28 protein-coding genes and 1 tRNA gene are annotated in these 21,516 nt (G+C 73.3%); 20 read left to right on the top strand and 9 right to left on the bottom strand.

Features of this window, described 5'->3' with window-relative positions:
- The first annotated feature begins 28 nt into the window (after nt 1-28).
- Nucleotides 29-565 carry a DUF1697 domain-containing protein gene (locus tag LN652_RS07345; protein ID WP_230444016.1) on the top strand — a complete coding sequence of 179 codons (537 nt, stop codon included), beginning with the start codon at nt 29-31 and terminating at the stop codon, nt 563-565.
- 12 nt (nt 566-577) lie between these two features.
- On the opposite strand, the gene LN652_RS07340 is transcribed toward LN652_RS07345, so the two are convergent.
- Nucleotides 578-1,153: an isochorismatase family protein gene (locus LN652_RS07340; RefSeq protein ID WP_230444015.1), complete on the bottom strand. Its 576-nt coding sequence runs from the start codon at nt 1,151-1,153 to the stop codon at nt 578-580.
- Nucleotides 1,154-1,185: 32 nt separating this feature from the next.
- Nucleotides 1,186-2,445, bottom strand: coding sequence for a nicotinate phosphoribosyltransferase (locus tag LN652_RS07335; protein WP_230444703.1), 1,260 nt, complete (start codon nt 2,443-2,445; stop codon nt 1,186-1,188).
- Between the two features lie 83 nt (nt 2,446-2,528).
- Here LN652_RS07335 and clpS point away from each other — a divergent pair, with 83 nt between their 5' ends.
- From clpS to LN652_RS07320, 3 genes are read left to right on the top strand one after another with little or no spacing between them, the layout of a single operon-like run.
- Nucleotides 2,529-2,825 (top strand): ATP-dependent Clp protease adapter ClpS, encoded by a 297-nt coding sequence (gene clpS / locus LN652_RS07330; RefSeq protein WP_407941530.1) that lies wholly within the window; start codon nt 2,529-2,531, stop codon nt 2,823-2,825.
- Between the two features lie 2 nt (nt 2,826-2,827).
- The gene (locus tag LN652_RS07325) at nt 2,828-3,418 is read left to right on the top strand and encodes a DUF2017 domain-containing protein (RefSeq protein ID WP_230444014.1); all 591 of its coding nucleotides are present in this window, start codon (nt 2,828-2,830) and stop codon (nt 3,416-3,418) included.
- Nucleotides 3,415-4,620, top strand: coding sequence for a DUF429 domain-containing protein (locus LN652_RS07320; protein ID WP_230444013.1), 1,206 nt, complete (start codon nt 3,415-3,417; stop codon nt 4,618-4,620). Before LN652_RS07325 ends, LN652_RS07320 begins: the two co-directional genes overlap by 4 nt.
- Nucleotides 4,621-4,791: 171 nt before the next feature.
- Here LN652_RS07320 and LN652_RS07315 read toward each other — a convergent pair whose 3' ends face one another.
- Nucleotides 4,792-6,042 (bottom strand): MFS transporter, encoded by a 1,251-nt coding sequence (locus tag LN652_RS07315; RefSeq protein WP_230444012.1) that lies wholly within the window; start codon nt 6,040-6,042, stop codon nt 4,792-4,794.
- A gap of 84 nt (nt 6,043-6,126) precedes the next feature.
- Here LN652_RS07315 and LN652_RS07310 point away from each other — a divergent pair, with 84 nt between their 5' ends.
- The 4 genes from LN652_RS07310 to LN652_RS07295 are packed head-to-tail and all read left to right on the top strand — an operon-like array spanning nt 6,127 to nt 8,498.
- Nucleotides 6,127-6,564: a Mov34/MPN/PAD-1 family protein gene (locus LN652_RS07310; protein ID WP_230444011.1), complete on the top strand. Its 438-nt coding sequence runs from the start codon at nt 6,127-6,129 to the stop codon at nt 6,562-6,564.
- A complete protein-coding gene (locus LN652_RS07305) occupies nt 6,564-6,839 on the top strand; it encodes a MoaD/ThiS family protein (RefSeq protein WP_121138580.1) in 276 nt (91 codons plus the stop codon). The genes LN652_RS07310 and LN652_RS07305 overlap by 1 nt, the downstream gene beginning before the upstream one ends.
- A 10-nt stretch (nt 6,840-6,849) precedes the next feature.
- Nucleotides 6,850-7,800 carry a PLP-dependent cysteine synthase family protein gene (locus LN652_RS07300; protein ID WP_230444010.1) on the top strand — a complete coding sequence of 317 codons (951 nt, stop codon included), beginning with the start codon at nt 6,850-6,852 and terminating at the stop codon, nt 7,798-7,800.
- A 32-nt stretch (nt 7,801-7,832) separates the two neighbouring features.
- Nucleotides 7,833-8,498 carry a DUF3152 domain-containing protein gene (locus LN652_RS07295; protein WP_230444009.1) on the top strand — a complete coding sequence of 222 codons (666 nt, stop codon included), beginning with the start codon at nt 7,833-7,835 and terminating at the stop codon, nt 8,496-8,498.
- On the opposite strand, the gene LN652_RS07290 is transcribed toward LN652_RS07295, so the two are convergent.
- Nucleotides 8,482-9,552, bottom strand: coding sequence for an alkaline phosphatase family protein (locus tag LN652_RS07290; protein ID WP_230444008.1), 1,071 nt, complete (start codon nt 9,550-9,552; stop codon nt 8,482-8,484). The genes LN652_RS07295 and LN652_RS07290 overlap by 17 nt on opposite strands.
- 103 nt (nt 9,553-9,655) lie before the next feature.
- On the opposite strand from LN652_RS07290, the gene murI reads away from it, so the two are divergent.
- Nucleotides 9,656-10,474, top strand: a complete 819-nt coding sequence (gene murI, locus LN652_RS07285; RefSeq protein WP_230444007.1) for a glutamate racemase — start codon at nt 9,656-9,658, stop codon at nt 10,472-10,474.
- Nucleotides 10,471-11,265: an MBL fold metallo-hydrolase gene (locus LN652_RS07280; RefSeq protein ID WP_230444006.1), complete on the top strand. Its 795-nt coding sequence runs from the start codon at nt 10,471-10,473 to the stop codon at nt 11,263-11,265. Before murI ends, LN652_RS07280 begins: the two co-directional genes overlap by 4 nt.
- A 12-nt stretch (nt 11,266-11,277) precedes the next feature.
- On the opposite strand, the gene LN652_RS07275 is transcribed toward LN652_RS07280, so the two are convergent.
- Entirely contained in the window at nt 11,278-11,928 is a 651-nt protein-coding gene (locus tag LN652_RS07275) for a response regulator (RefSeq protein WP_230444005.1), read from the bottom strand.
- Entirely contained in the window at nt 11,925-13,088 is a 1,164-nt protein-coding gene (locus LN652_RS07270) for a sensor histidine kinase (RefSeq protein WP_230444004.1), read from the bottom strand. The genes LN652_RS07275 and LN652_RS07270 overlap by 4 nt, the downstream gene beginning before the upstream one ends.
- Before the next feature lie 237 nt (nt 13,089-13,325).
- Between LN652_RS07270 and rph the strand changes: the two genes are divergently transcribed.
- On the top strand, nt 13,326-14,066 hold the full coding sequence (rph, locus tag LN652_RS07265) for a ribonuclease PH (protein WP_230444003.1): 741 nt from the start codon (nt 13,326-13,328) through the stop codon (nt 14,064-14,066).
- Entirely contained in the window at nt 14,063-14,749 is a 687-nt protein-coding gene (locus LN652_RS07260) for a non-canonical purine NTP pyrophosphatase (RefSeq protein ID WP_230444002.1), read from the top strand. The genes rph and LN652_RS07260 overlap by 4 nt, the downstream gene beginning before the upstream one ends.
- Here the strand turns inward: LN652_RS07260 and LN652_RS07255 are convergent.
- From LN652_RS07255 to bcp, 3 genes are all read right to left on the bottom strand, one after another.
- Complete coding sequence (locus LN652_RS07255) at nt 14,738-15,613, bottom strand: bile acid:sodium symporter family protein (protein ID WP_230444001.1); 876 nt, start codon at nt 15,611-15,613, stop codon at nt 14,738-14,740. The two genes, LN652_RS07260 and LN652_RS07255, sit on opposite strands and share 12 nt — an antisense overlap.
- Before the next feature lie 56 nt (nt 15,614-15,669).
- Nucleotides 15,670-15,742, bottom strand: a tRNA-Leu gene (locus LN652_RS07250).
- A 97-nt stretch (nt 15,743-15,839) separates the two neighbouring features.
- Nucleotides 15,840-16,310: a thioredoxin-dependent thiol peroxidase gene (gene bcp / locus LN652_RS07245; RefSeq protein ID WP_230444000.1), complete on the bottom strand. Its 471-nt coding sequence runs from the start codon at nt 16,308-16,310 to the stop codon at nt 15,840-15,842.
- 149 nt (nt 16,311-16,459) lie between these two features.
- On the opposite strand from bcp, the gene LN652_RS07240 reads away from it, so the two are divergent.
- Genes LN652_RS07240 through LN652_RS07205 form a run of 8 tightly spaced genes read left to right on the top strand, consistent with a single transcriptional unit; the run spans nt 16,460 to nt 21,458 of the window.
- Nucleotides 16,460-17,149 (top strand): energy-coupling factor ABC transporter permease, encoded by a 690-nt coding sequence (locus LN652_RS07240; RefSeq protein ID WP_230443999.1) that lies wholly within the window; start codon nt 16,460-16,462, stop codon nt 17,147-17,149.
- Nucleotides 17,146-17,481 carry a PDGLE domain-containing protein gene (locus LN652_RS07235; RefSeq protein ID WP_230443998.1) on the top strand — a complete coding sequence of 112 codons (336 nt, stop codon included), beginning with the start codon at nt 17,146-17,148 and terminating at the stop codon, nt 17,479-17,481. Before LN652_RS07240 ends, LN652_RS07235 begins: the two co-directional genes overlap by 4 nt.
- On the top strand, nt 17,481-18,149 hold the full coding sequence (gene cbiQ / locus LN652_RS07230) for a cobalt ECF transporter T component CbiQ (protein ID WP_230443997.1): 669 nt from the start codon (nt 17,481-17,483) through the stop codon (nt 18,147-18,149). Before LN652_RS07235 ends, cbiQ begins: the two co-directional genes overlap by 1 nt.
- Nucleotides 18,146-18,916, top strand: a complete 771-nt coding sequence (locus LN652_RS07225; RefSeq protein WP_230443996.1) for an energy-coupling factor ABC transporter ATP-binding protein — start codon at nt 18,146-18,148, stop codon at nt 18,914-18,916. Before cbiQ ends, LN652_RS07225 begins: the two co-directional genes overlap by 4 nt.
- A complete protein-coding gene (locus tag LN652_RS07220) occupies nt 18,913-19,161 on the top strand; it encodes a DUF3618 domain-containing protein (protein WP_230443995.1) in 249 nt (82 codons plus the stop codon). The genes LN652_RS07225 and LN652_RS07220 overlap by 4 nt, the downstream gene beginning before the upstream one ends.
- A gap of 14 nt (nt 19,162-19,175) precedes the next feature.
- A complete protein-coding gene (locus tag LN652_RS07215) occupies nt 19,176-19,502 on the top strand; it encodes a GroES family chaperonin (RefSeq protein ID WP_230443994.1) in 327 nt (108 codons plus the stop codon).
- Between the two features lie 32 nt (nt 19,503-19,534).
- Nucleotides 19,535-20,911, top strand: coding sequence for a flavin-containing monooxygenase (locus LN652_RS07210; protein WP_230443993.1), 1,377 nt, complete (start codon nt 19,535-19,537; stop codon nt 20,909-20,911).
- Nucleotides 20,898-21,458, top strand: coding sequence for a 1-acyl-sn-glycerol-3-phosphate acyltransferase (locus LN652_RS07205; RefSeq protein WP_230443992.1), 561 nt, complete (start codon nt 20,898-20,900; stop codon nt 21,456-21,458). The genes LN652_RS07210 and LN652_RS07205 overlap by 14 nt, the downstream gene beginning before the upstream one ends.
- Nucleotides 21,459-21,516: the final 58 nt, after the last annotated feature.

The following is a 21,516-nucleotide window of genomic DNA, read 5'->3' as shown; positions in this document are numbered from 1 at the left end:
CCCGAGCTGACCGGGGCATGATGCTCCCGTGCCCGCCTACGTCGCCTTCCTCCGCGCGATCAACCTCGGCGCGACCCGGAAGTTCCCGAAGGCCGCGATCGTCGCCGCGACCGAGGCCGCCGGCGGTCGCGACGTCGAGACCTACATCAACACCGGAAACGTCCGGCTGACCCACTCCGCGCGCTCGGTGGCGAAGGTGCAGGCCGCGCTCGAGGAGGCCTACGCCGCCGAGGCCGGCTTCGAGGTCCCGACGGTCGTCTTCACGACGTCGGACCTCGCGGCTCTCACCGCGCGCGCCGAGGAGCTGCACGCCGAGCACGAGCCGTCGGGCCAGCACTACGTCACCCTCTACGCCACCGCGCCGACCGCCGCGGCCGCGGAGGCCGTGCACGCGCTCGCGCACCCCGGCGAGACCGCGGTGGTCGACGGACGCGCCGCCCACGCCCTGCTCGACGGCGACATCCACACCTCGCGGCTCCTGTCGGGCAAGGAGTTCAAGGCGCTCGGCCAGGGCACCGCGCGCACCGTCAAGGTGCTGCGGACGGTCACCGGGAAGTGGTGCTGAGGCCGCCGACCGTCAGGCGATCTCCACGCCCGCACCGGTCATCTCGGTGATCGCGGCCGCGGTCGTCTCCTGCGCGACGCCCGCGCACAGCGCCGTCAGCACCCGCGTGTCGAAGCCCTCCCGGACGGCGTCGAGCGCGGTCGCCCGGACGCAGTGGTCGGTGGCGATCCCGCAGACGTCGACCTCGTCGACCCCACGACGGCGCAGCCACGCCGCCAACGCCTCGCCGGACTGGGTGTGCCCCTCGAACCCCGAGTAGGCCGCCGCGTGGGCGCCCTTGTAGAAGACCTCGGCGAACGGCTGCGGGTCGAGGTTGGGGTGGAAGGCCGCGCCCTCGGTGCCGACCTTGCAGTGCACCGGCCAGGAGTCGACGAAGTCGGGCTTGAACGACCAGTGGTCGCCGGGGTCGACGTGGTGGTCCTTGGTCGCGACGACGACGTCGTAGGCCGGCGCGCCGTCCGCCCCGGACGACCACCGGTGCAGCACCTCGTTGATGTCCGCCGCCACGCGGGCGCCACCGGCCACCGCGAGGGACCCGCCCTCGCAGAAGTCGTTCTGGACGTCGACCACGATCAGTGCCCGTGCCATGGCCTCAGGCTAGCGGTGCGGGCCCCGCCGTCTCAGCCCTCGACGTCCGGGCCCTCGACGAAGCGGGTCGGGACGACCGGCTCGCCGGCCGACATCATCGTCACCGCCCGGGGCAGCTCGGCGACGGACGCGCGGTGCCGCGCGCGGGCCGCGTCGAGCGGCTCGCGGCCGACGACCTCGCCGCCCTCGACCAGCCGGACCAGCAGCGCCCGGTCGTCCCCGTCGTCGGCGGGCGGGGTGCCGATGCCGACCACCTCCGCCTCGGCGACCCCCGCCGCGCTGCGCCGGCGCAGGGCGTACTTCCGGCCGCCGACGGACACCTTGTCGGTCGACCGCTTGGCGACCGAGACCATCTCTCCGTCGTCGCCCTCGCGCGCCACCAGCTTGTAGACGAACCCGCACGTCGGGTGGCCGGAGCCGGTGACGAGCTGGGTGCCGACGCCGTAGGCGTCGACCGGGGCGGCCGCCAGCGCGGCGATCGCGTGCTCGTCGAGGTCGCTGGTGACCACGATCCGGGTCGCGGTCGCGCCGAGGTCGTCGAGCTGGCGGCGCACCTCGCGGGCGACCAGCCCGAGGTCGCCGGAGTCCAGGCGCACCGCGCCCAGCGACGTGCCGGCGACCTCGACGGCGAGCCGGACCGCCTCGGCGACGTCGTAGGTGTCGACGAGCAGGGTGGTGCCGACGCCGAGGGTCTCGACCTGGGCGGTGAACGCCTGGCGCTCGGAGTCGTGCAGCAGGGTGAAGGAGTGGGCCGCGGTGCCGGTGCTCGGCACGCCGTGCAGCCGGCGCGCGGCCAGGTTGCTGGTGGCGTCGAACCCGGCGACGTACGCCGCCCGCGCCGCCGCGACCGCCGCCTGCTCGTGGGTGCGGCGCGAGCCCATCTCGATGCACGGGCGACCGGCGGCGGCCAGCACCATCCGGGACGCGGCCGAGGCGATCGCCGAGTCGTGGTTGTAGATCGACAGCAGCACGGTCTCCAGCAGCACCGCCTCGGCGAACGTGCCCTCGACGACCAGCACGGGGGAGTGGGGGAGGTAGACCTCGCCCTCGGGGTAGCCCCAGACGTCGCCGGAGAAGCGGTACGACGCGAGCCACTCGAGCGTGTCGGGGCCGACCACGCCCTCCAGCGAGGCCACCGCTGCGGGGTCGAACCGGAAGGACTCGATCGCGTCGAGCGCCCGGCCGACGCCCGCGACGACGCCGTAGCGGCGCCCTTCGGGGAGCCGGCGCGGGAACAGCTCGAAGACCGAGCGTCGCCCGGCCGTGCCGGCGTGCAGCGCGGCCTGCACCATGGTGAGCTCGTAGTGGTCGGTCAGCAGCGCCGTCGAGGGACGCGAGGGGCTCGTCACGACCGACACTGTGCCACCATGGCCCCGTGTCAGCGCCCAGCCCCGTCGAGGTCGAACCGACCCGTGCGCCGGACGAGATCACCTTCTTGTCCAAGCCCTGGGTGACCCTGGTCTGGGACGACCCGGTCAACCTCATGTCCTACGTCTCCTACGTCTTCCAGAAGTACTTCGGCTACGACAAGGCCAAGGCCGAGAAGCTGATGCTCGAGGTGCACACCGAGGGCAGGTCGGTGGTGTCCACCGGCACCCGCGAGGAGATGGAGCGCGACGTGCAGGCGATGCACGAGTACGGGTTGTGGGCCACGATGGAGAAGGCGTCCTGACGATGAGCGGGTTCGAGCGCGACACGCGGACCGCCCGCGTGGTCGCCACCTTCACGGGCTTCGAGGCCGACCTCCTGCGGTCGCTGGCCTCGCAGATGGTCGAGCTCCTGCGCAACGAGCGCGCCGAGCCCGCCGCGCCGGCCGACGACCCGTTCGAGGCGATGATGTCGGAGTTCTCCGGAGCGACGACCATCCCCGAGGACCCGGTCCTGGCCCGGCTCTTCCCGACCGCCTACACCGACGACGAGGAGGCGGCCGGCGACTTCCGGCGGTTCACCGAGAGCCGGCTGCGCGACGGCAAGGCGGCAGCCGCCGGCCTGGTCATCGACACCCTCGAGGATGGCGGGCTCCCGCCCGAGCTCACCGAGGACGGGCTGGTGATCGACGTCGAGCTCGACGCCGCGTCCGCCGAGACGTGGATGCGCGCGTTCACCGACATCCGCCTCGCCCTCGCGACCCGGCTCGGCGTCGAGGCCGACGACGAGCACTACTGGCACTCGCTGCCCGACGAGGACCCGCGGGCGCAGGCCCACGACATCTACGAGTGGGTCGGCTACCTCCAGGAGACGCTGGTCGAGGCCCTGATGCGATGACGCCGGTCCCCGACTTCGTCCTCGCCCTGCGCGACAAGGTCGGCCCCGACCACCTGCTCTGGCTCCCGGGCGTGACCGCCGTGGTGCGCCGCGGCGACCAGGTCCTGCTGGTGCGGCGCTCGGACGACGGGCAGTGGACGCCCGTCACCGGCATCGTCGACCCCGGCGAGGAGCCGGCCGTCGCCGCGGCCCGGGAGGCGCTGGAGGAGGCCGGTGTCCGGATCCGCGTCGACCGGCTGGTCTCGACCTCCGCCCACGGCGAGGTGGTCCACGCCAACGGCGACCGCGCGGCGTACCTCGACCTCACCTTCGCCTGCACGTGGGTCGACGGCGACGCCCACGTCGCCGACGACGAGTCCACCGACGTGCGGTGGTTCCCGGCGGGGTCGCTGCCGCCGATGAGCGCGGTGATGGTCTCCCGGGTCGAGGCCGCGCTGCGCGACGAGCCGGCCGCCCGCTTCGTGGCCCCTCCCGACGACCTCCCCGAGCCGCCGCCCGTGCTCGTCCCGCCCGCCCCCGTGCTCGGGGTCGACGCGTGCCCCGCCGGGTGGGTGGGCGTCGTGCTCGACACCGACCTGCGGCCGTCGGTGCACGTCGCCCCCGACATCGTCGGCCTGGTCGGGCTGGTCCGCGAGCGGCACGCGGTCCCGGTGGTCGCGATCGACATCCCGATCGGCCTCCCCGACGCGGGGGGCCGCCGCGCCGACGCCGAGGCCCGCCGCGAGCTGGTGGGCAAGGCGTCGTCCCTCTTCTCCACCCCCACCCGCGCGGCGCTCGAGGCGGAGACCTACGCCGACGCCCGCGAGGCCAACCTGGCCGCGACCGGCGGCCGGACCAGCGTCAGCGCGCAGGCCTACGCCCTGCGGGCGAAGGTGCTGCAGGTCGACGCGTGGGTGCGCGGTCGTCCGGGCACGACGGTGATCGAGGTGCACCCCGAGCTGTGCTTCGCCCGGATGACCGGCGCGCCCGTCGCCGCGTCGAAGAAGGACCCCGCCGGAGCCGCCGCCCGCCGCGAGGCGCTCGCCGCGCACGGCATCGTCGCACCGCCGTGGTTCCGCGGCGCCGGCTTCGGCGAGGACGACCTCCTCGACGCCTGCGCCGCCGCCTGGTCGGCCGTGCGGCACGCGCTCGGCCGCACCGAGGCGTACCCCGCGGAGCCCGAGGTCTTCTCCGACGGCATCCCGGCCGCGATCCGCGTCTGACCCGGCCCGCCCCGCCCTCGCGCCCTCCGCCCCTTCGTCCACACCCCCCTTCGTCCACACCCCCCTCCGTCCACACCCCTCCAGGTAGTCCGCTGCGAACGGCCGGTCGGCGGGCGCGGATCACCGGCCGATCGCAGCGGACTATCGGGGAAGGTGTGGACGGAGGAGGAGTCAGCCGGAGTGGGTGAGCACGCCGTAGCGCTCGCGGCTGGCGAGCGCCCAGCGCGAGACCGGCACCGACGCGAGCGCGATGGTGAGCATCAGCCCGGCCAGCACCAGCCAGCCGGCCTCGCCGAGGTCGACGCAGAGGTAGGTCACGACGGGCGGGCCGATCACCGCGACGACGCTGAAGCCGAGTCCGGCGAAGCCCTGGTACTGGCCCTGCTTCTCGTGCGGGGCCAGGCCCATCTGCAGGCCCCACTGGCCGCCGGACCCGATCATCTCGCCGACGACGTGGACCAGCGAGCCGATCACCAGCACGACGATGGCGAAGGTGGCGTCGCCGCGGTCGGCGAGCGCGACGATGGCGAAGCCGGCGGCGATCCAGACGGCGCCGCGCACGAGGGCCTTCGCGCCCGCCTCGACCGAGTCCGCGCGCTGCGAGAGCCGGACCTGGAAGAGCGCGACCACCGCGGTGTTCACGATGAGCAGGATCGCGACCATCACCGGGGGCGCCTCGGTGCGCTGGGAGATGTAGAGCGCGAGACCGATGTCCATGACGAAGAAGTGCAGGGCGAACAGGCCGGTGATCGCGGTCACCACGACGTAGGGCACGTCGCGGAGCACGGCGAGGCGGGGCTCGCCCTCGATCCGCACGTACGGCGGCAGCTCGGGCAGCCGTGTGGTGTTCCAGGCGGCGAAGGCGGTGAAGACCGCGTTGAGCACGAAGACCGAGACGTAGGCCCACGGCTCGTCGATCACCAGGGCCGCGCCACCGAAGACCGACCCTAGGCCGATCGCGGTGTTGGTGACCGCGCGCAGGTACGCCTTGAACAGCACGCCGCGCCCGCCGGTCGCGAGCTGGGCGATGACGCCCTGCTGCACCGATCCTGCCGACCGCTCGAACAGCGCGAGCAGGCCCAGCAGCAGCGCGAGCTGCCACGGCGAGCGGGCCAGCACCGGCAGTGCGCTGGTCGCCGCGGCGCCGACCATGCACCACGTCAGCACCCGCCGGGGGCCGCGCGTGTCGCCGAGGTGCCCGGCGGGCACCTGGACCACGATCCCCACGATCGCGGCCACCGACATCGCGAGCGCCACCTCGGCGGCGGAGAACCCGACCTGGCGGGTGAAGTAGAGCGCGCTGGTGGTCATCACCGCCCCGGCGCCGAACCGGTTGGCGAAGGACCCGAGCGCCAGCACCCGGAGGTCGCGCTCGAGCGGGATGCCACGCCGGGTCAGGGGCGGAGGCGGGACGACGGACATGCATACCCCCAGATCTCTTGATGTCGAGATTTATCCCGTGGGACGGGGCCGGGTCAAGTCGGTGTCGCGACCTACACTCGCCGCGTGCTGACCATCCCCCAGGACATCCACGACGCCATCGTGGCGCACGCCCGCCGCGACCACCCCGACGAGGCCTGCGGCGTCGTCGCGGGCCCCGAGGGCAGCGACCGTCCCGAGCGCTTCATCCCCATGGTCAACGCCGCCGGCAGCCCGACGTTCTACGAGTTCGACTCCACCGAGCTGCTCGCGCTCTACAAGGAGATGGACGCGCGCGACGAGGAGCCGGTCGTGGTCTACCACTCCCACACCGCCACCGAGGCCTACCCGAGCCGCACCGACATCGGCCTGGCCAGCGAGCCCCACGCGCACTACGTGCTCGTCAGCACACGCGAGCACGGGAATAGTGAGGGCCCGGTGGAGTTCAGGTCCTACAGAATCATCGACGGAGTCGTGACCGAAGAGGACGTCACGATCACGCCTACAGAGAAGAGCACCCCCTGATGGCCATCGAGGTCCGCATCCCCACCATCCTCCGCACCTACACCGACGGCGCGAAGTCGGTCGAGGCGTCGGGCGCGACCCTGACCGCCCTGATCGACGACCTGGACGGCAACCACCCCGGCATCAAGGACCGCCTCGTCGACAACGGCGACCTGCGCCGGTTCGTCAACGTCTACGTCAACGACGAGGACGTCCGCTTCATCGGCGGCCTCGACGCCGAGCTCAGCGACGGTGACCAGGTCGTCGTGCTCCCGGCGGTTGCCGGCGGGGCGTGACCCCCGTCCGATGACCCGCTACGACAGCCTCCTCGCCTCGGTCGGTGGCACGCCGCTCGTCGGACTGCCGCGGCTCTCGCCGAGCCCGGACGTACGCCTGTGGGCCAAGCTCGAGGACCGCAACCCCACCGGCTCCATCAAGGACCGCCCGGCGCTGAGGATGATCGAGCAGGCGGAGAAGGACGGCACGCTCCGTCCCGGCTGCACCATCCTCGAGCCGACCAGCGGCAACACCGGCATCTCGCTGGCGATGGCCGCCAAGCTCAAGGGCTACCGCATCGTGTGCGTGATGCCGGAGAACACCTCCGAGGAGCGGCGCCAGCTGCTGCGGATGTGGGGCGCCGAGATCGTCTCCTCGCCCGCGGCGGGCGGGTCCAACGAAGCGGTCCGGGTGGCCAAGAAGATCGCCGGTGAGCACCCCGACTGGGTGATGCTCTACCAGTACGGCAACGAGGCCAACGCCCTCGCGCACGAGGAGGGCACCGGCCCCGAGCTGCTCGCCGACCTCCCCGGGATCACCCACTTCGTCGCCGGCCTCGGCACCACCGGCACCCTCATGGGCGTCTCGCGCTTCTTCCGCCGGGCCAGGCCTGAGGTGCGGATCGTGGCGGCCGAGCCGCGCTACGGCGAGCTGGTCTACGGCCTGCGCAACCTCGACGAGGGGTTCGTCCCCGAGCTCTACGACGCCTCGCTCATCGACTCGCGCTTCAGCGTCGGCCCGCGCGACGCCGTGCGCCGGGTGCGCGAGCTGCTCGAGCTCGAGGGCATCTTCGCCGGCATCTCCACCGGCGCGATCCTCCACGCCGCGCTCGGCCAGGCCGCGAAGGCGGTCAAGGCCGGCGAGCGGGCCGACATCGCGTTCGTCGTCTGCGACGGCGGGTGGAAGTACCTCTCCACCGGCGCCTACGAGGGCACCGTCGACGACGCCGAGGACCGTCTCGACGGCCAGCTCTGGGCCTAGGAGCCGACCGCCCCGACCCCTACGCTCGCCCCATGACCCGCGCTCCCCGGGCGGTCCTGGTGCTGGCCGCGCTCGTCCTGTCCGTCCTGTCCGTCCTGTCCACCCTCCCGGGCGCCGCCGTGGCCGGCGCGTCCGACCAGCGCGGCGCGTCCGACCGGCGTACGACCGTGGAGGAGCCGCACAGCGGCGAGGGATACGGCCAGCCGGTCCGCCGCCGGGTGACCTACTCCGTGACCACGCGCGGGCGGATCACCACCTCGCTCGCGGAGTTCCGGCGCCAGGCCCAGCAGACCTTCGACGACCCGCGCGGCTGGCGGTGGGCGGGCGTCGAGTTCCGCCGCGTGCCGCGCGGCGGCGACTTCACGCTCGTGCTGTCGGCGGCGGCGCTCGTGCCGTCGTTCTCGTCGGGCTGCTCGTCGACCTGGTCGTGCCGGGTCGGCCGCTTCGTGATCATCAACCAGGAGCGCTGGAAGCACGCCTCACCGGCGTGGAACGCCGCACGCCGCTCGTTGCGCGACTACCGCCACATGGTCGTCAACCACGAGACCGGTCACTGGCTCGGTCGCGGGCACGCGTCCTGCCCGCCCGGGGGCGGGCCCGCACCGGTGATGATGCAGCAGTCGAAGGGCACCGGCGCCTGCCGGTTCAACCCCTGGCCGCTGGACGGGGAGGCGGCGGCCGTCAGGGGGCGGCGGTGAGCCGCAGGTCCTGGTCGACGTCGTGCTCGCTGTCGGGCACGGGCGGCAGGTCGAGCAGGTCGAGGGCGAGGTTGGCGACCATCCCGTTGCGCACCGGCTGGCGGCGCTGGGCGTAGGTCGTGCGACGCTTGCCGGGGTTCTTGTAGGCCGGGTTGATCTGGTAGAGGTCGACGCCCCGGTCGACGGCGGAGCCGCGCGCCATGAAGACGATGCGGTAGTTGTCGGGCTCGCGCACGTCGCTGTGCGACGGACCGTGGCCGCCGTGGTCGCTGGTCAGGATGATCGTGGTTCCGGCCCTGCGGTCGGGGTCGGCGTTGACGGCCTTCACGACGCGGCCCACGAGCCTGTCGGACCGGCGTACGGCGCGGAGGTACTGCGGGGACATCCAGCCGTGGTCGTGGCCCGCGGCGTCGGGCGGGGAGAGGTGCAGGAACCGGAAGTCGCGCTCGGTGGCGAGGTCGTCGACGAGCTGGTCGACCAGGGCCGAGTTGTCGAGGTCGATGACGGTGCGGTCGATCGCGTCCGGCCACGAGCGCTGCCACAGGCTGAACTTCGTCTTGGCCGCGAACAGCGCGGTGGAGCCGCCCGCGTCGTGGACGGCGGTGAAGACCGACCCGACGTCGTGCCCGGCCGCGGCCTGCACGGTCGCCGGGGTGAGGCGGTCGTCGTTCCAGGTCACGCCGTGGCCCCCGGTGGCCGCCTCGATGCGACGGCCGGTGACCATGCCGGTGTGGTTGGGCAGGGTGACGGTCATCTCCCGCTCGGTGCGGGCGTTCGTCGTCGACGCACCGGCGCGCATGAAGCGGTAGAGGTTGGGCAGCTGCTTGCGCCCGAGCTTCTGGACCGCGGCCACGCTCATGCCGTCGATGGAGATCGCGAGCACCGAGTCGGAGTCGCCGACCAGGTCGCGCGGGGCCGGCTGGCCCGCGCTCACGGCGGGTCGGTGCTCGGCCCGGTCGTCGGCGTCGCTGGAGGCGGGACCGCCCACCAGGACGACGCCGGCTCCGGCCAGCAGGGAGAGGGCGGTCGTGGCCACGAGGTGTCGACGGTTCACCGTTCGACCCTAACCCGACGCCGCCCCCGCCTCGCGCGATGTGACCGGACCGACGCCCGTGACTGCGTGACCGGGGCCCGGCCGTTCGCCTAGCCTCTGACCTGTGCCGACCGCCCCTGCCGATGCCGACGCCCCGATCGGCATCTTCGACTCCGGGTTCGGCGGCCTGACGGTCGCCCGCTCCGTGATCGACCAGCTGCCCCACGAGTCGGTGGTCTACCTCGGCGACACCGCGCGCCAGCCCTACGGCCAGAAGCCGATCGGCGAGGTGCGCGAGTACGCGCTCGAGTGCCTCGACCACCTCTACGACCAGGGCGTCAAGGCGCTCGTGATCGCCTGCAACTCCGCCAGCGCCGCGATGCTCCGCGACGCCCGCGAGCGCTACGACGTGCCGGTCGTCGAGGTGATCCTCCCCGCCGCCCGGCGCGCCGCCGCCGCGACCCGCACCAGCCGGGTCGGGGTGATCTGCACCCGCGCGACCGCCAGCTCGATGGCCTACGACGACGCGTTCGCCGCCGCGCCCCAGATCGACCTCCACATCCGGGCCTGCCCGAGCTTCGTGGACTTCGTCGAGCAGGGCGTGACCGGCGGTGACGAGCTGCTGGCCGCCGCCCACGAGTACCTCGACCCGCTGGTCGAGGCCGGCGTGGACACCCTGGTCCTCGGCTGCACCCACTACCCGCTGCTCACCGGCGTCATCTCCTACGTGATGGGCGACTCGGTCACGCTCGTCAGCTCGGCCGAGGAGAGCGCCAAGGACGTCTACAAGATGCTCGTCCGGACGGGTCTGATGCGCGAGGGCGGCGACCCGGCCTACACCTTCTCCACCACCGGCAGCCCGGAGGACTTCGCCACCATCGGACGCCGCTTCCTGGGCTCCGAGCTGCTGAGCGCCACGCAGTTCGCCGGGGGGCTGCGGTGAGCGCGCCCGGGCTCCGGCTGACCGTGGTCGGCTGCTCCGGCTCCTACCCCGGCCCGGAGTCGCCGGCGAGCTGCTACCTGCTGGAGGCCGACCACACCGACGCCGCGGGGGAGACCCGGACCTGGCGGGTGCTGGTCGACCTCGGCAACGGCGCGCTGGGCCAGCTGCACCGCTACGTCGACCCGCTCGTCGTCGACGCCGTGCTCGTGAGCCACCTGCACGCCGACCACTGCCTCGACCTCTGCGGCTACTACGTGATGCGCAAGTACCACCCCACCGGCCCGCAGCCGCGGATCCCGGTCTGGGGCCCCGCGGGCACCGCGGAGCGGATGGCGCGGGCCTACGACCTGCCGGTCGACCCCGGCATGACCGAGGAGTTCGACTTCCGCGACCACCCCGACGCCTCGACGGGCGTCGAGATCGGTCCGTTCCGCGTCGAGGCCCACGAGGTGGTGCACCCGGTGACGGCGTACGCCCTGCGGATCAGCGCGAACGGCCGCACCCTCACCTACTCCGGCGACACCGGTCCGTGCCCCGCGCTCGACCGCGCCGCCCGGGGCGCCGACCTGCTGCTGGCCGAGGCGTCCTTCGAGTCGCGCGCCGACAACCCGCCCGACCTGCACCTGACGGGGACGGACTGCGGGCGGACCGCCGCCGCGGCGGGAGTCGGACGCCTGGTGCTGACCCACGTGCCGCCGTGGCACGACCCCGCGGTCGCCGAGGCCGAGGCGAGCGCCGCCTGGGACGGCCCGGTCGGGCTGGCCAGCGCGGGCGCGACGTACGACGTGTGAGGGCGCGCCGGCTCAGACCAGGCCGGCGTCGTGGACCACCATCGCCACCTGCACCCGGTTGGTGCAGTCGAGCTTGGTGAGCAGCCGCGAGACGTGCGACTTGACCGTGGGGATCGACAGGTAGAGCTCCGTCGCGATCTCGGAGTTGCTGAGCCCGCGGCCCACGCACACCGCCACCTCGAGCTCGCGCTCGGTGAGGACGGTCAGACGCTGGGCCGCGGCCGCCGACCGGTCGGTGGACGAGCCACGCCGCAGCCGGGAGACCAGGCTGCGGGTGGCCGACGGCGACATCATCGCGTCACCGGCGGCGACGGTCCGGATCGCGCCGACGATGTCGCCCGGCGGGGTGTCCTTGAGCAGGAAGCCGTCGGCCCCCGAGGCGACGGCACTGACCACGTGCTCGTCGGCGTCGAACGTCGTGAGCACCACGACCGACGGCGGCGACTCGCGCGCGTGGATGTGCCGGGTCGCCTCCAGCCCGTCCATGCCGGGCATCCGGATGTCCATCAGCACGACGTCCGGGTCGAGCGCGGCCACCAGGTCGACGCCGGTCTGGCCGTCGCCGGCCTCGCCGACGACCTCGATGTCCGACTGGCCGCCCAGCATCAGGGACAGCGCCGAGCGCACGAGGGGGTCGTCGTCGACGAGCAGGACCCGGATCACGCCGCCCACGGTAACCACGCCTCCAGCACGAAGGTGGACCCGTCGGAGTGCTGGTCGAGCCGGCCGCCGCGCAGCTCGGCCCGCTCGCGCAGCCCGACCAGGCCGAGCCCGGCCCCCGGGGCGGCGGAGGTGCGGTGCGCGACGGCGTTGGCCAGCCGCACCGTGATCCCCGACCGGGGGTCGCCGCTGGACCGGATCGCGACCACGCTGCCCGGTGCGTGCTTGCGGGCGTTGGTGATGCCCTCCTGCACGATCCGGTAGACCGTGCGCCCGGTGGCGGGCGGCACCGGCGTGGACGGGTCGACGTCGTCGGCGAAGTCGACGTCGAGGCCGAGCGTCCGCGCCTCCGCGACGAGCGCCGTGATGTCGCAGTACGTCGGCTGCGGCTGGGCGGGCTGCGAGCCGTGGCCGTCCTCGCGCAGCACGCCGAGCACGTCGCGCAGCTCGCGCAGGGCGTCGTTGGCCTGGCCCTGGATCTGCTCGAGGCCGGCCCGGAGGCGGGTGCCGTCGAGGTCGTCGCGGAACGCCAGCGCGCCGGCGTGCATCGACACCTGCGTGATCCGGTGGGCCAGCACGTCGTGCATCTCGCGCGCGATCCGCGCGCGCTCGGTGGTCCGCGCCTGCGCGAGCCGCAGGTCCTGCTCGGTCTCGGCCCGCTCGGCGCGGCTGCGCAGGTTCCACATGAGCTCGCGCCGCGAGCCGAGGTAGAGGCCCCAGCCCATCATCGCGGCGTTGACCGCGAGCACGACGAGCACGCTGATGGTGGGGTCGACCCGCGCGAAGGGCGCGACCATGGCGTAGGTCTGCGCGGCGACCACGTTGACCACGCCCACGAGGGCGACCTGCCACACCACGCGGCGGGTGGCCACGGACACCGCGGCGAGGGTGGCCGGGCCCGCGGCGATGCCGGACAGGGCGCTCATCACCGCGACCGCCACCGCGACCGGCACCGGGGCGCTGCGCCGGAACCAGACGGCGACGTAGGCGGCGACGCCGAGGGCGACCTCGACGGTGAACAGGCCGGGCTGCTCGCGCCACTCGACCGCCGCGACCGGCCCCCACACGACGCCCGAGATCACCAGGCACGACGCGTAGCGCCAGGCGTGCGACAGAGCGGTCAGCTCGGGCTGCGTCTCGGTCGGTCCGGGGCGGGGGTCCACCGCGAAAGCGTAACCATCGGATTTCCTACTTTCGTCTGATCCGTCCGCATCGCAAGGACGATGCGCGCCGGCCGGGGCGCGGCGCAGGGTGGGAGGCACCGCGTGGGAGGGAGCTCGCGCGGCGTGGGGCCGCGCACCTCTGGTCCCGCACGGGGTAGGGACCTGCAGCGCCGGGTCCGGTGGCTCACGGGGGTTACCGGGCCCGGTCGGCTGCCCGGCAACCTCTAGGGTCGTGCCATGACCTCCGGACCCGCCCCCACCCCCCGCGCCGACGGTCGTGCCGACGACGAGCTGCGGCCGATCACCCTCACCCGCCACTGGCTCGACCACGCCGCGGGCTCGGTCCTCGTGGAGTTCGGCGGCACCAAGGTGCTGTGCGCCGCCTCGGCGTCCGAGGGCGTGCCGCGGTGGCGCAAGGGCTCGGGCCTGGGCTGGGTCACCGCCGAGTACGCGATGCTCCCCGCCGCCACCAACACCCGCTCCGACCGCGAGTCGGTCAAGGGCCGCATCGGCGGCCGCACCCACGAGATCTCCCGGCTGATCGGCCGCTCGCTGCGCGCCGTGATCGACTACCAGGCGCTCGGCGAGAACACGATCGTGCTCGACTGCGACGTGCTGCAGGCCGACGGCGGCACCCGCACCGCGGCCATCACCGGGGCGTACGTCGCGCTCGCCGACGCGGTCGCCCACCTCCGCTCGACCGGAGCGCTCGCCGGCGAGCCGCTCACCGGGTCGGTGGCCGCGGTCAGCGTCGGCATCATCGACGGCACTCCGCGCCTCGACCTGCCCTACGTCGAGGACGTGCGGGCCGAGACCGACATGAACGTCGTGATGACCGGCGACGGCAAGTTCGTCGAGGTGCAGGGCACCGCCGAGGGCGCCGCGTTCGACCGCACCGAGCTCGACGCGCTGCTCGCCCTGGCCGAGAAGGGCTGCGCCGACCTCACCCGGATGCAGCAGGAGGCGCTCGCGCGATGAAGGTGTTCCTCGCCTCCGGCAACGCCAAGAAGATCGGCGAGATGCAGCGGATCCTCGCCGAGCACGTCCCCGACGTCGAGGTCCTCGGCGTCCGCGACGTCGAGGGCTACGTCGAGCCGGTCGAGGACCAGCCCACCTTCGAGGGCAACGCCCTGCTCAAGGCCCGGGCCGGGGTCGCTGCGACCGGCCTGCCGTCGGTCGCCGACGACAGCGGGCTGTGCGTCGACGCGCTCAACGGCATGCCGGGCGTGCTGTCGGCCCGCTGGTCGGGCCAACCCACCCTTCGAGACGGCTCGTCCCTCGCCTCCTCAGGGACCGAGGGGGTCTCGCTCCGCTCGAGCCAGGACGAGCGCAACAACGCGCTGCTGCTCGACCAGCTCCACGACGTCCCCGACGAGCGTCGCGGCGCGCACTTCACGTGCGCGATCGCGTGGGTGATGCCGGACGGGCGCGAGCGCGTCGTGGAGGGCCGGATGGACGGCCGGATCATCCGTGAGGTGCGGGGGAGCGGCGGTTTCGGCTACGACGTGCTCTTCGTGGCCGACGAGCACGCCGCCGACAACAACGGGCTGGGCCTCACGTCCGCCGAGCTCGACCCGGCCGAGAAGGACCGGATCTCGCACCGCGGCCGCGCGCTGCGCGAGCTCGCGCCGCACGTCGCGGCCGACCTGTCAGCCGGCTGACACCGGCTCGCGCTCGGTGACCCGGCGCGAGACCCAGGAGCCCCACAGGGCCGCGAAGGCGAACATGATCAGCGAGTAGACCGCCGCCGGCACGGAGACCTCCACCTCGTCGAGCACCTCGACGGCGACGAAGATGGCGAGCGTCGCGTTGTGCACCCCGACCTCCATCGAGGAGGCGATCGCCTGCGGCCCGGTCACCCCGAACGCCTTCGGGACGACGTAGCCCACGACGAGGCTGATCGCGCAGAAGAGGGCCGCGATCAGGCCCACGTCGGCGAGGTAGTCGCCCGCGTTCTCGCGCTGGTCGAGCAGGATGCCGAGCACCAGGACGGCGAGGATCACCGCCGAACCGATCCGCACGGGCCTGTCCATCCGCCGCGCGAACGACGGCGCGCGCCGGTTGACGAGCATGCCGATGCCGACCGGCAGCAGGATCAGCGCGAAGACCTTGACGATCTCCACCAGCGGCATCGAGACGTCGTCGCTGCGGTCGTACCAGGCGATCGCCAGCCCGGTGATGAGCGGCAGCGTCACGACGGCGATCACCGTGTTGATCGCCGTGAGGGTGATGTTGAGCGCGACGTCGCCGCGGAACAGGTGGCTGAAGAGGTTGGCGGTGGTGCCGCCCGGCGAGGCGGCCAGCAGCAGCATGCCGATGCCGAGCAGCGAGGGGAGGTCGAAGAGCAGCACCAGGCCGAAGCAGACGGCCGGCAGCAGCACGACCTGGCAGGCCAGGGCGACGGCGACGGCCCGGGGCGCGCGACCCACGCGCCGGAAGTCGGCGACGGTCAGGTCGAGGCCCAGGCCGAACATGATGATCGCGAGGGCGAGCGGCAGTCCGACGGTGGTCAGCGCGGAGTCCATGCGCGGACCCTAGTGGTGACCGGCGTCACACGGGAGGGACGCGCGGGGCGACTGCGTGCGCTCGGAGAGATTCGAACTCTCACTGGCCGCGACCTAAACGCGGTGCCTCTGCCGTTGGGCTACGAGCGCGGAGGGCCCATCCTCACACGTGCGGCGGTCGTGGCCCTCGCGACGTACGTCCCGGGGGCCAGGTCCGCCGCACGTGCGGGCGGGTGGTTCGGGGGCGTCAGTCGAGCCCGAGGTCGCGGCGCAGCTTGGCGACGTGGCCGGTGGCCTTGACGTTGTACTGCGCGAGCTCGACGGCGCCGTCCTCGCCGATGACGAACGTCGAGCGGATCACGCCCTCGACCTCCTTGCCGTAGAGCTTCTTCGTCCCGAAGGCGCCGTAGGCGCGGTGCACCGCGAGGTCCTCGTCGGAGAGCAGCGTCAGCGTCAGGGCGTCACGCTCGCGGAACTTCGCCAGCTTGGCGGGCTTGTCCTTCGACACCCCGAGCACCTCGAAGCCCGCGCCCCGGAGCGAGTCGAGCGACTCGGAGAAGTCGCAGGCCTGCTTGGTGCAGCCGGGGGTCATCGCCGCCGGGTAGAAGTACACGATCACCTTCTTGCCGCGCAGGTCGGAGAGGCTGACCTGCTCCTCGGTGTCGCTGGTGAGCGTGAAGTCGGGGGCGGCGTCGCCGGGGGAGAGGCGCTCGGACATGCGGTGCTCCTTCCCGGCCCTCGTGCTGGGCCGGAGTGGTTGTTGCAAGACGGTTGCAATAGTCTGGTGGTCGCGCCGGCCCGCTTCGGGGGATCCGGGTCGGCCACCAGACATCCAACCAGTCCCTGCCAGCCCCAGGAGATGACGACGTGCACGTGCCCGACGGCTTCCTCGACGCACCGACCTCGGTCGCGACCGGCGTCGTCGCGGCGGCGGCGGTGGCGGTGTCGCTGCGGGCCGCCCGCCGCGAGCTCGACGACCGGACCGCGCCCATGGCGGGGCTCGTCGCGACCTTCGTGTTCGCCGCCCAGATGATCAACTTCCCCGTGGGCGCCGGCACCAGCGGGCACCTCATGGGCGGTGCCCTCGCCGCCGTGCTGGTCGGGCCCTGGACCGCGGTGCTGTGCCTGTCGGTGGTGCTGCTCGTCCAGGCGCTGCTGATGGCCGACGGAGGCATCACCGCGCTCGGCACCAACGTCACGCTGATCGGGATCACGACGGTCGTGGTCGGCTGGGGCGTCTTCGTGCTGCTGCGCCGCGTGCTGCCGTCGCGGGCCTCGATGGTGGCGCCCGCCGCCGCCGTCGGCGCGTTCGTCAGCGTCCCGGCGGCCGCCCTGGTCTTCACCGGCCTGTTCGCGGTCGGCGGCCAGGCGCCGGTCGACCTCGGCGCGGTGCTGACCGCGATGCTCGGCTGGCACGTGCTCATCGGCCTCGGCGAGGCCGCCGTCACCGGCCTGGTCGTGGGCAGCGTCGTCGCCTCGCGACCCGACCTCGTCCACGGCGCCCGCCCGCTGCTCGCCCGCCGCGAGCTCGAGACCCGGAAGGTCGTCCCGCAGTGACCACCCGCCGCTTCTTCGCCGTCGCCCTGCTGGTGAGCCTGCTCGTCGCGGGCGTCGCCAGCTACTACGCCAGCTCCCACCCCGACGGCCTGGAGTACGTCGCCGGCAAGACCGGCTTCATCGACTCCGCCGAGGACTCCGCCACCGCCGACAGCCCGCTCGCCGACTACCAGACCTCGGGCATCGACGACGCCCGGCTCAGCGGCGGTGTCGCCGGGGTGGTCGGTGTCGTGGTGATGCTCGCGCTGAGCACCGGCCTGTTCTGGGTGCTCCGACGCCGCGGTGAGGGTGACGCCGCCGAGCCACGCGAGCGCCACGACGCGGAGGTCTGATGGGAGCCGGGCACGGCCACCGGCTCCACTTCCACGGGCACAGCCCCGTCCACCGGGCGCCGGCCCACCTCAAGCTGCTGGGTCTGCTGGTCTTCATGCTGGTCGTCGTCGCGACCCCGCGCCAGGCGTACGCCGTCCTCGCCGCCGAGGCGGCCGCGCTGCTCGGCGTCGTGCTGCTGTCGCGGGTGCCGCTGCGCTACCTGCTGCCCCGCATGGTGGTCGAGGTGCCGTTCGCGGTCTTCGCGCTGCTGATGCCCTTCATCTCCCACGGCCCGCGCACCGAGGTGCTGGGGCTGACGGTGTCCGAGCCCGGCCTGCACGCGGGCGTCGCGCTGCTGGTCAAGGGCAGCATCGGCGTGCTCGCCTCGCTGACCCTCGCCGCCACCACCGAGCCGCAGGACCTGCTCCGCGGGCTCCAGCGGCTGCGGATGCCGGAGCTGGTCGTCCAGATCATGGGCTTCATGATCCGCTACCTCGACGTCGTGACCGGCGAGCTCGCCCGGATGCTGACGGCGATGCGCTCGCGCGGCTTCGACCCGCGCTCGCCGCGGCACTGGCCGGTGCTGGCGCGCTCGCTGGGCGCGCTGTTCATCCGCTCCTACGAGCGTGGCGAGCGGGTCCACCTGGCGATGCTGTCGCGCGGCTACGACGGTAGGTTGCCCGGGTGAGCGACCCCGTGCTGGACGTCCGCGACCTGGCGTACGCCTACCCCGACGGGCACCAGGCGCTCTTCGGCGTCGACCTGCACGTCCATCGCGGCGAGCGCGTCGCGCTGCTCGGGCCGAACGGCGCCGGCAAGACGACGCTGGTCCTGCACCTCAACGGGATCCTCGGTGCCGGATCGGGTGGGGCGGGTCGCGGGTCGGTCGCCGTCAGTGGGCTGCCCGTGGACAAGAAGAACATGTTGGAGGTCCGCCGACGGGTCGGCGTGGTCTTCCAGGACCCCGACGACCAGCTCTTCCTCGGCACCGTGCGCCAGGACGTCGCCTTCGGGCCGGCCAACATGGGCGTGAAGGGGGCCGAGCTCGACCGTCGGGTCATGGCCGCGCTCGACCGGGTCGGCATGGCCGACTTCGCTGACCGGCCGCCGCACCACCTGTCCTACGGCCAGCGCCGCCGCGTCGCGGTCGCCACCGTGCTGGCGATGGAGCCAGAGGTGCTGGTGCTCGACGAGCCGTCGTCGAACCTCGACCCGGCCTCGCGCCGCGAGCTCGCCGACATCCTGCGCAGCCTCGACGTGACGGTGCTGATGGTCACCCACGACCTGCCCTACGCCCTCGAGCTGTGCCCGCGCAGCGTCGTGCTCAGCGAGGGAGTCGTGGTCGCCGACCGACCCACCTTCGACGTCCTCACCGACGAGCCGCTGATGGCCGCCCACCGCCTCGAGCTGCCGTGGGGGTTCGACCCGCGGCGCATTGATAGCCTTCCGGCGTGACCCAGGACATGAGCGCGCTCGAGCGCGAGATCGAGGAGACCCGCCAGCGGCTCGCCTCGACCATCGACCAGCTCGCCCACCGCGCCCACCCCAAGACCATCGTCGGGCGGCAGGTGGAGAGCGTGAAGTCGCACTTCGTCGAGCTGGAGTCCGGCGAGCCGCGCACCGACAACATCCTCAAGGCCGCCGGCGCGGTCGTGGGCGTCCTCGTGCTGCTCGCCGTCGTCCGCAAGGTCGCGCGCTGAGCGCCGTGCCTGGCATGACCGGGGGCAGCGCCCCCATCAAGATGCTGCACGACCGGCTCCTGGTCGAGGTCGACAAGGAGGCCGGCGAGCGTCGCTCCACCGGAGGCATCGTGATCCCGGCGACCGCGGCGATGGGCGCACGCCGGCTCGCCTGGTCGCGGGTCATCGCCGTCGGCCCGCACGCCCGGGCCGTCGAGGTCGGCGACCGGGTGCTGTTCGACCCCGAGGACAAGGCGGAGGTCGAGGTGCACGGCGAGGTCTACGTCGTGATGCGCGAGCGCGACGTCCACGCGGTCGCCGCCGAGCGCCTCGCGGCCGGCTCCACCGGGCTCTACCTCTGAGTCACGACCGGCAGCGACAGGGGACACGACCGATGGGATACCTCGTCAGGCAGTCCGACCGCGTCGCGCCGGTGACCGCACCCGTCCCGGTCGACGAGTCGCTGCCGCGGGCGTGCGTGATCGGGGCCGGGTCGTCCGGGATCGCCGCCGCCAAGCACCTGTTCCTCGCCGGGGTGCCGTTCGACTGCTTCGAGATGGGGCACGACATCGGTGGCACGTGGGTGATGGACAACTCCAACGGCCGCTCCGCCTGCTACGACACCCTCGAGATCAACACCTCCTGCCCGCGGATGGCGTACTCGGACTTCCCGATGCCGGATGACTACCCGCCCTACGCGCGCCACGACCAGGTCGCGGCCTACTTCCAGCAGTACGTCGACCACTTCGGCTTCCGCGACGCGATCACCTTCGACACCACCGTCGAGCGCGTCACCCCGACCGGCGACGGCCGGTGGGACGTGACGGTCACCGGTCCCGGGGGGACCGAGACCCGCACCTACGACGCGGTGCTGGTCGCCAACGGCCACCACTGGGACCCGCGCTGGCCGGACCCGGCCTACCCGGGCACCTTCGACGGCGAGCAGGTCCACTCCCACGACTACCGCTCCGCGGACCAGCTCGAGGGACGTGACGTCGTGGTCGTCGGCGCCGGGAACTCCGCCATGGACATCGCGGTGGAGGCGTCACTGCGGGCCCGCACGACCACCTGGTCGGTGCGTCGCCCGGAGTGGGTGCTGCGCAAGTTCTTCCTCGGCAAGCCCTCCGACCAGGGCCTGCTCCCGCCCGGCTGGGTGCCGTGGTGGGTGACCGCGCTGCGCCTGCGGATCGGGGCGACAGCCGCCGGCGGGAGCCTCACGGCGTACGGCCTGCCTGCCCCGGCCCACCGGCCCGGCCAGTCCCACCCCGTCCAGTCCGAGCGGATCCGCGAGCGGCTGGCGGCCGGGGCGGTCACCGCACGACCCGGGATCCAGCGGCTCGACGGCGACCGGGTGGTCTTCGTCGACGGCAGCTCGGCGCCTGCCGACCTCATCGTGTGGGCCACCGGCTACCACGTCAGCTTCCCGTTCCTCGACGCCGCGCTCGTCGCAGCGCCCGGCAACGACCTGCCGCTGTGGAAGCGGACCGTGCACCCGGACCTGCCGGGGCTGTACTTCCTCGGCCTGCTCCAGCCGCTCGGGGCGGTGATGCCGCTCGCGGAGGCGCAGGCGGCATGGATCACCGAGACCCTCACCGGGGCCTACGCCCCGCCACCGGACACCGTGGTCCGTCGCCAGATGGCGGCCGAGCACGCGCGCGACACGAGGCGGTTCTACGCCTCGCCTCGCCACACCATGGAGGTCGACTTCGACCGCTACCTCTGGGACCTCGCGCGCGAGCGCAGGAAGGGACGTGCCCGTGCTGCGACCTAGGATCGCCGGCCTCGTGCTCCGTGCCGTGCGCTGGAAGACCGTCGGGGAGGTGCCGCAGCGCGGCGTCCTCGTCGGCGCCCCGCACACGTCGAACTGGGACTGGGTGCTGACCATGCTCCTGGCGTGGCGCTACGGCATCACGATCCGCCTGCTGGTCAAGCAGGAGCTGTTCGTCGGGCCGCTGGGCTGGCTGCTGCGCCGCACCGGCGCCGTCGAGCTCGACCGCCGCAACCCGGCGGCGACCATCAAGGAGCTCCTCGTCGAGTCCGAGGGCGACGCCCCCTGGCTGATCGGCATCGCCGCCGAGGGCACCCGCTCGCGGGGGGAGTACTGGAAGTCCGGGTTCTACCGGATCGCCCAGCAGACCGGGCTCCCGGTCACCCTGGCGTTCCTCGACGCACCGTCGCGCACCGTCGGCTGGGGCCCGACCTTCCACCCCAGCGGCGACGTCAGCGCCGACATGGACGTGCTGCGCGAGTTCTACGCCGACAAGACCGGCTTCAAGCCGGAGAACTTCACCCCGCCGCGCCTGCGCGAGGAGGGCTGAGCCGGCCTGAGCCGGGCACGTCGTGAAACGCCGAGAGCCGGTCCCGAAGGACCGGCTC

Origin of the sequence: Nocardioides okcheonensis (assembly GCF_020991065.1) — a bacterium.
Lineage (GTDB): Bacteria > Actinomycetota > Actinomycetes > Propionibacteriales > Nocardioidaceae > Nocardioides > Nocardioides okcheonensis.
Note: the sequence above shows the minus strand (reverse complement) of the source record. Positions and strands in the feature narration are given on the sequence as shown.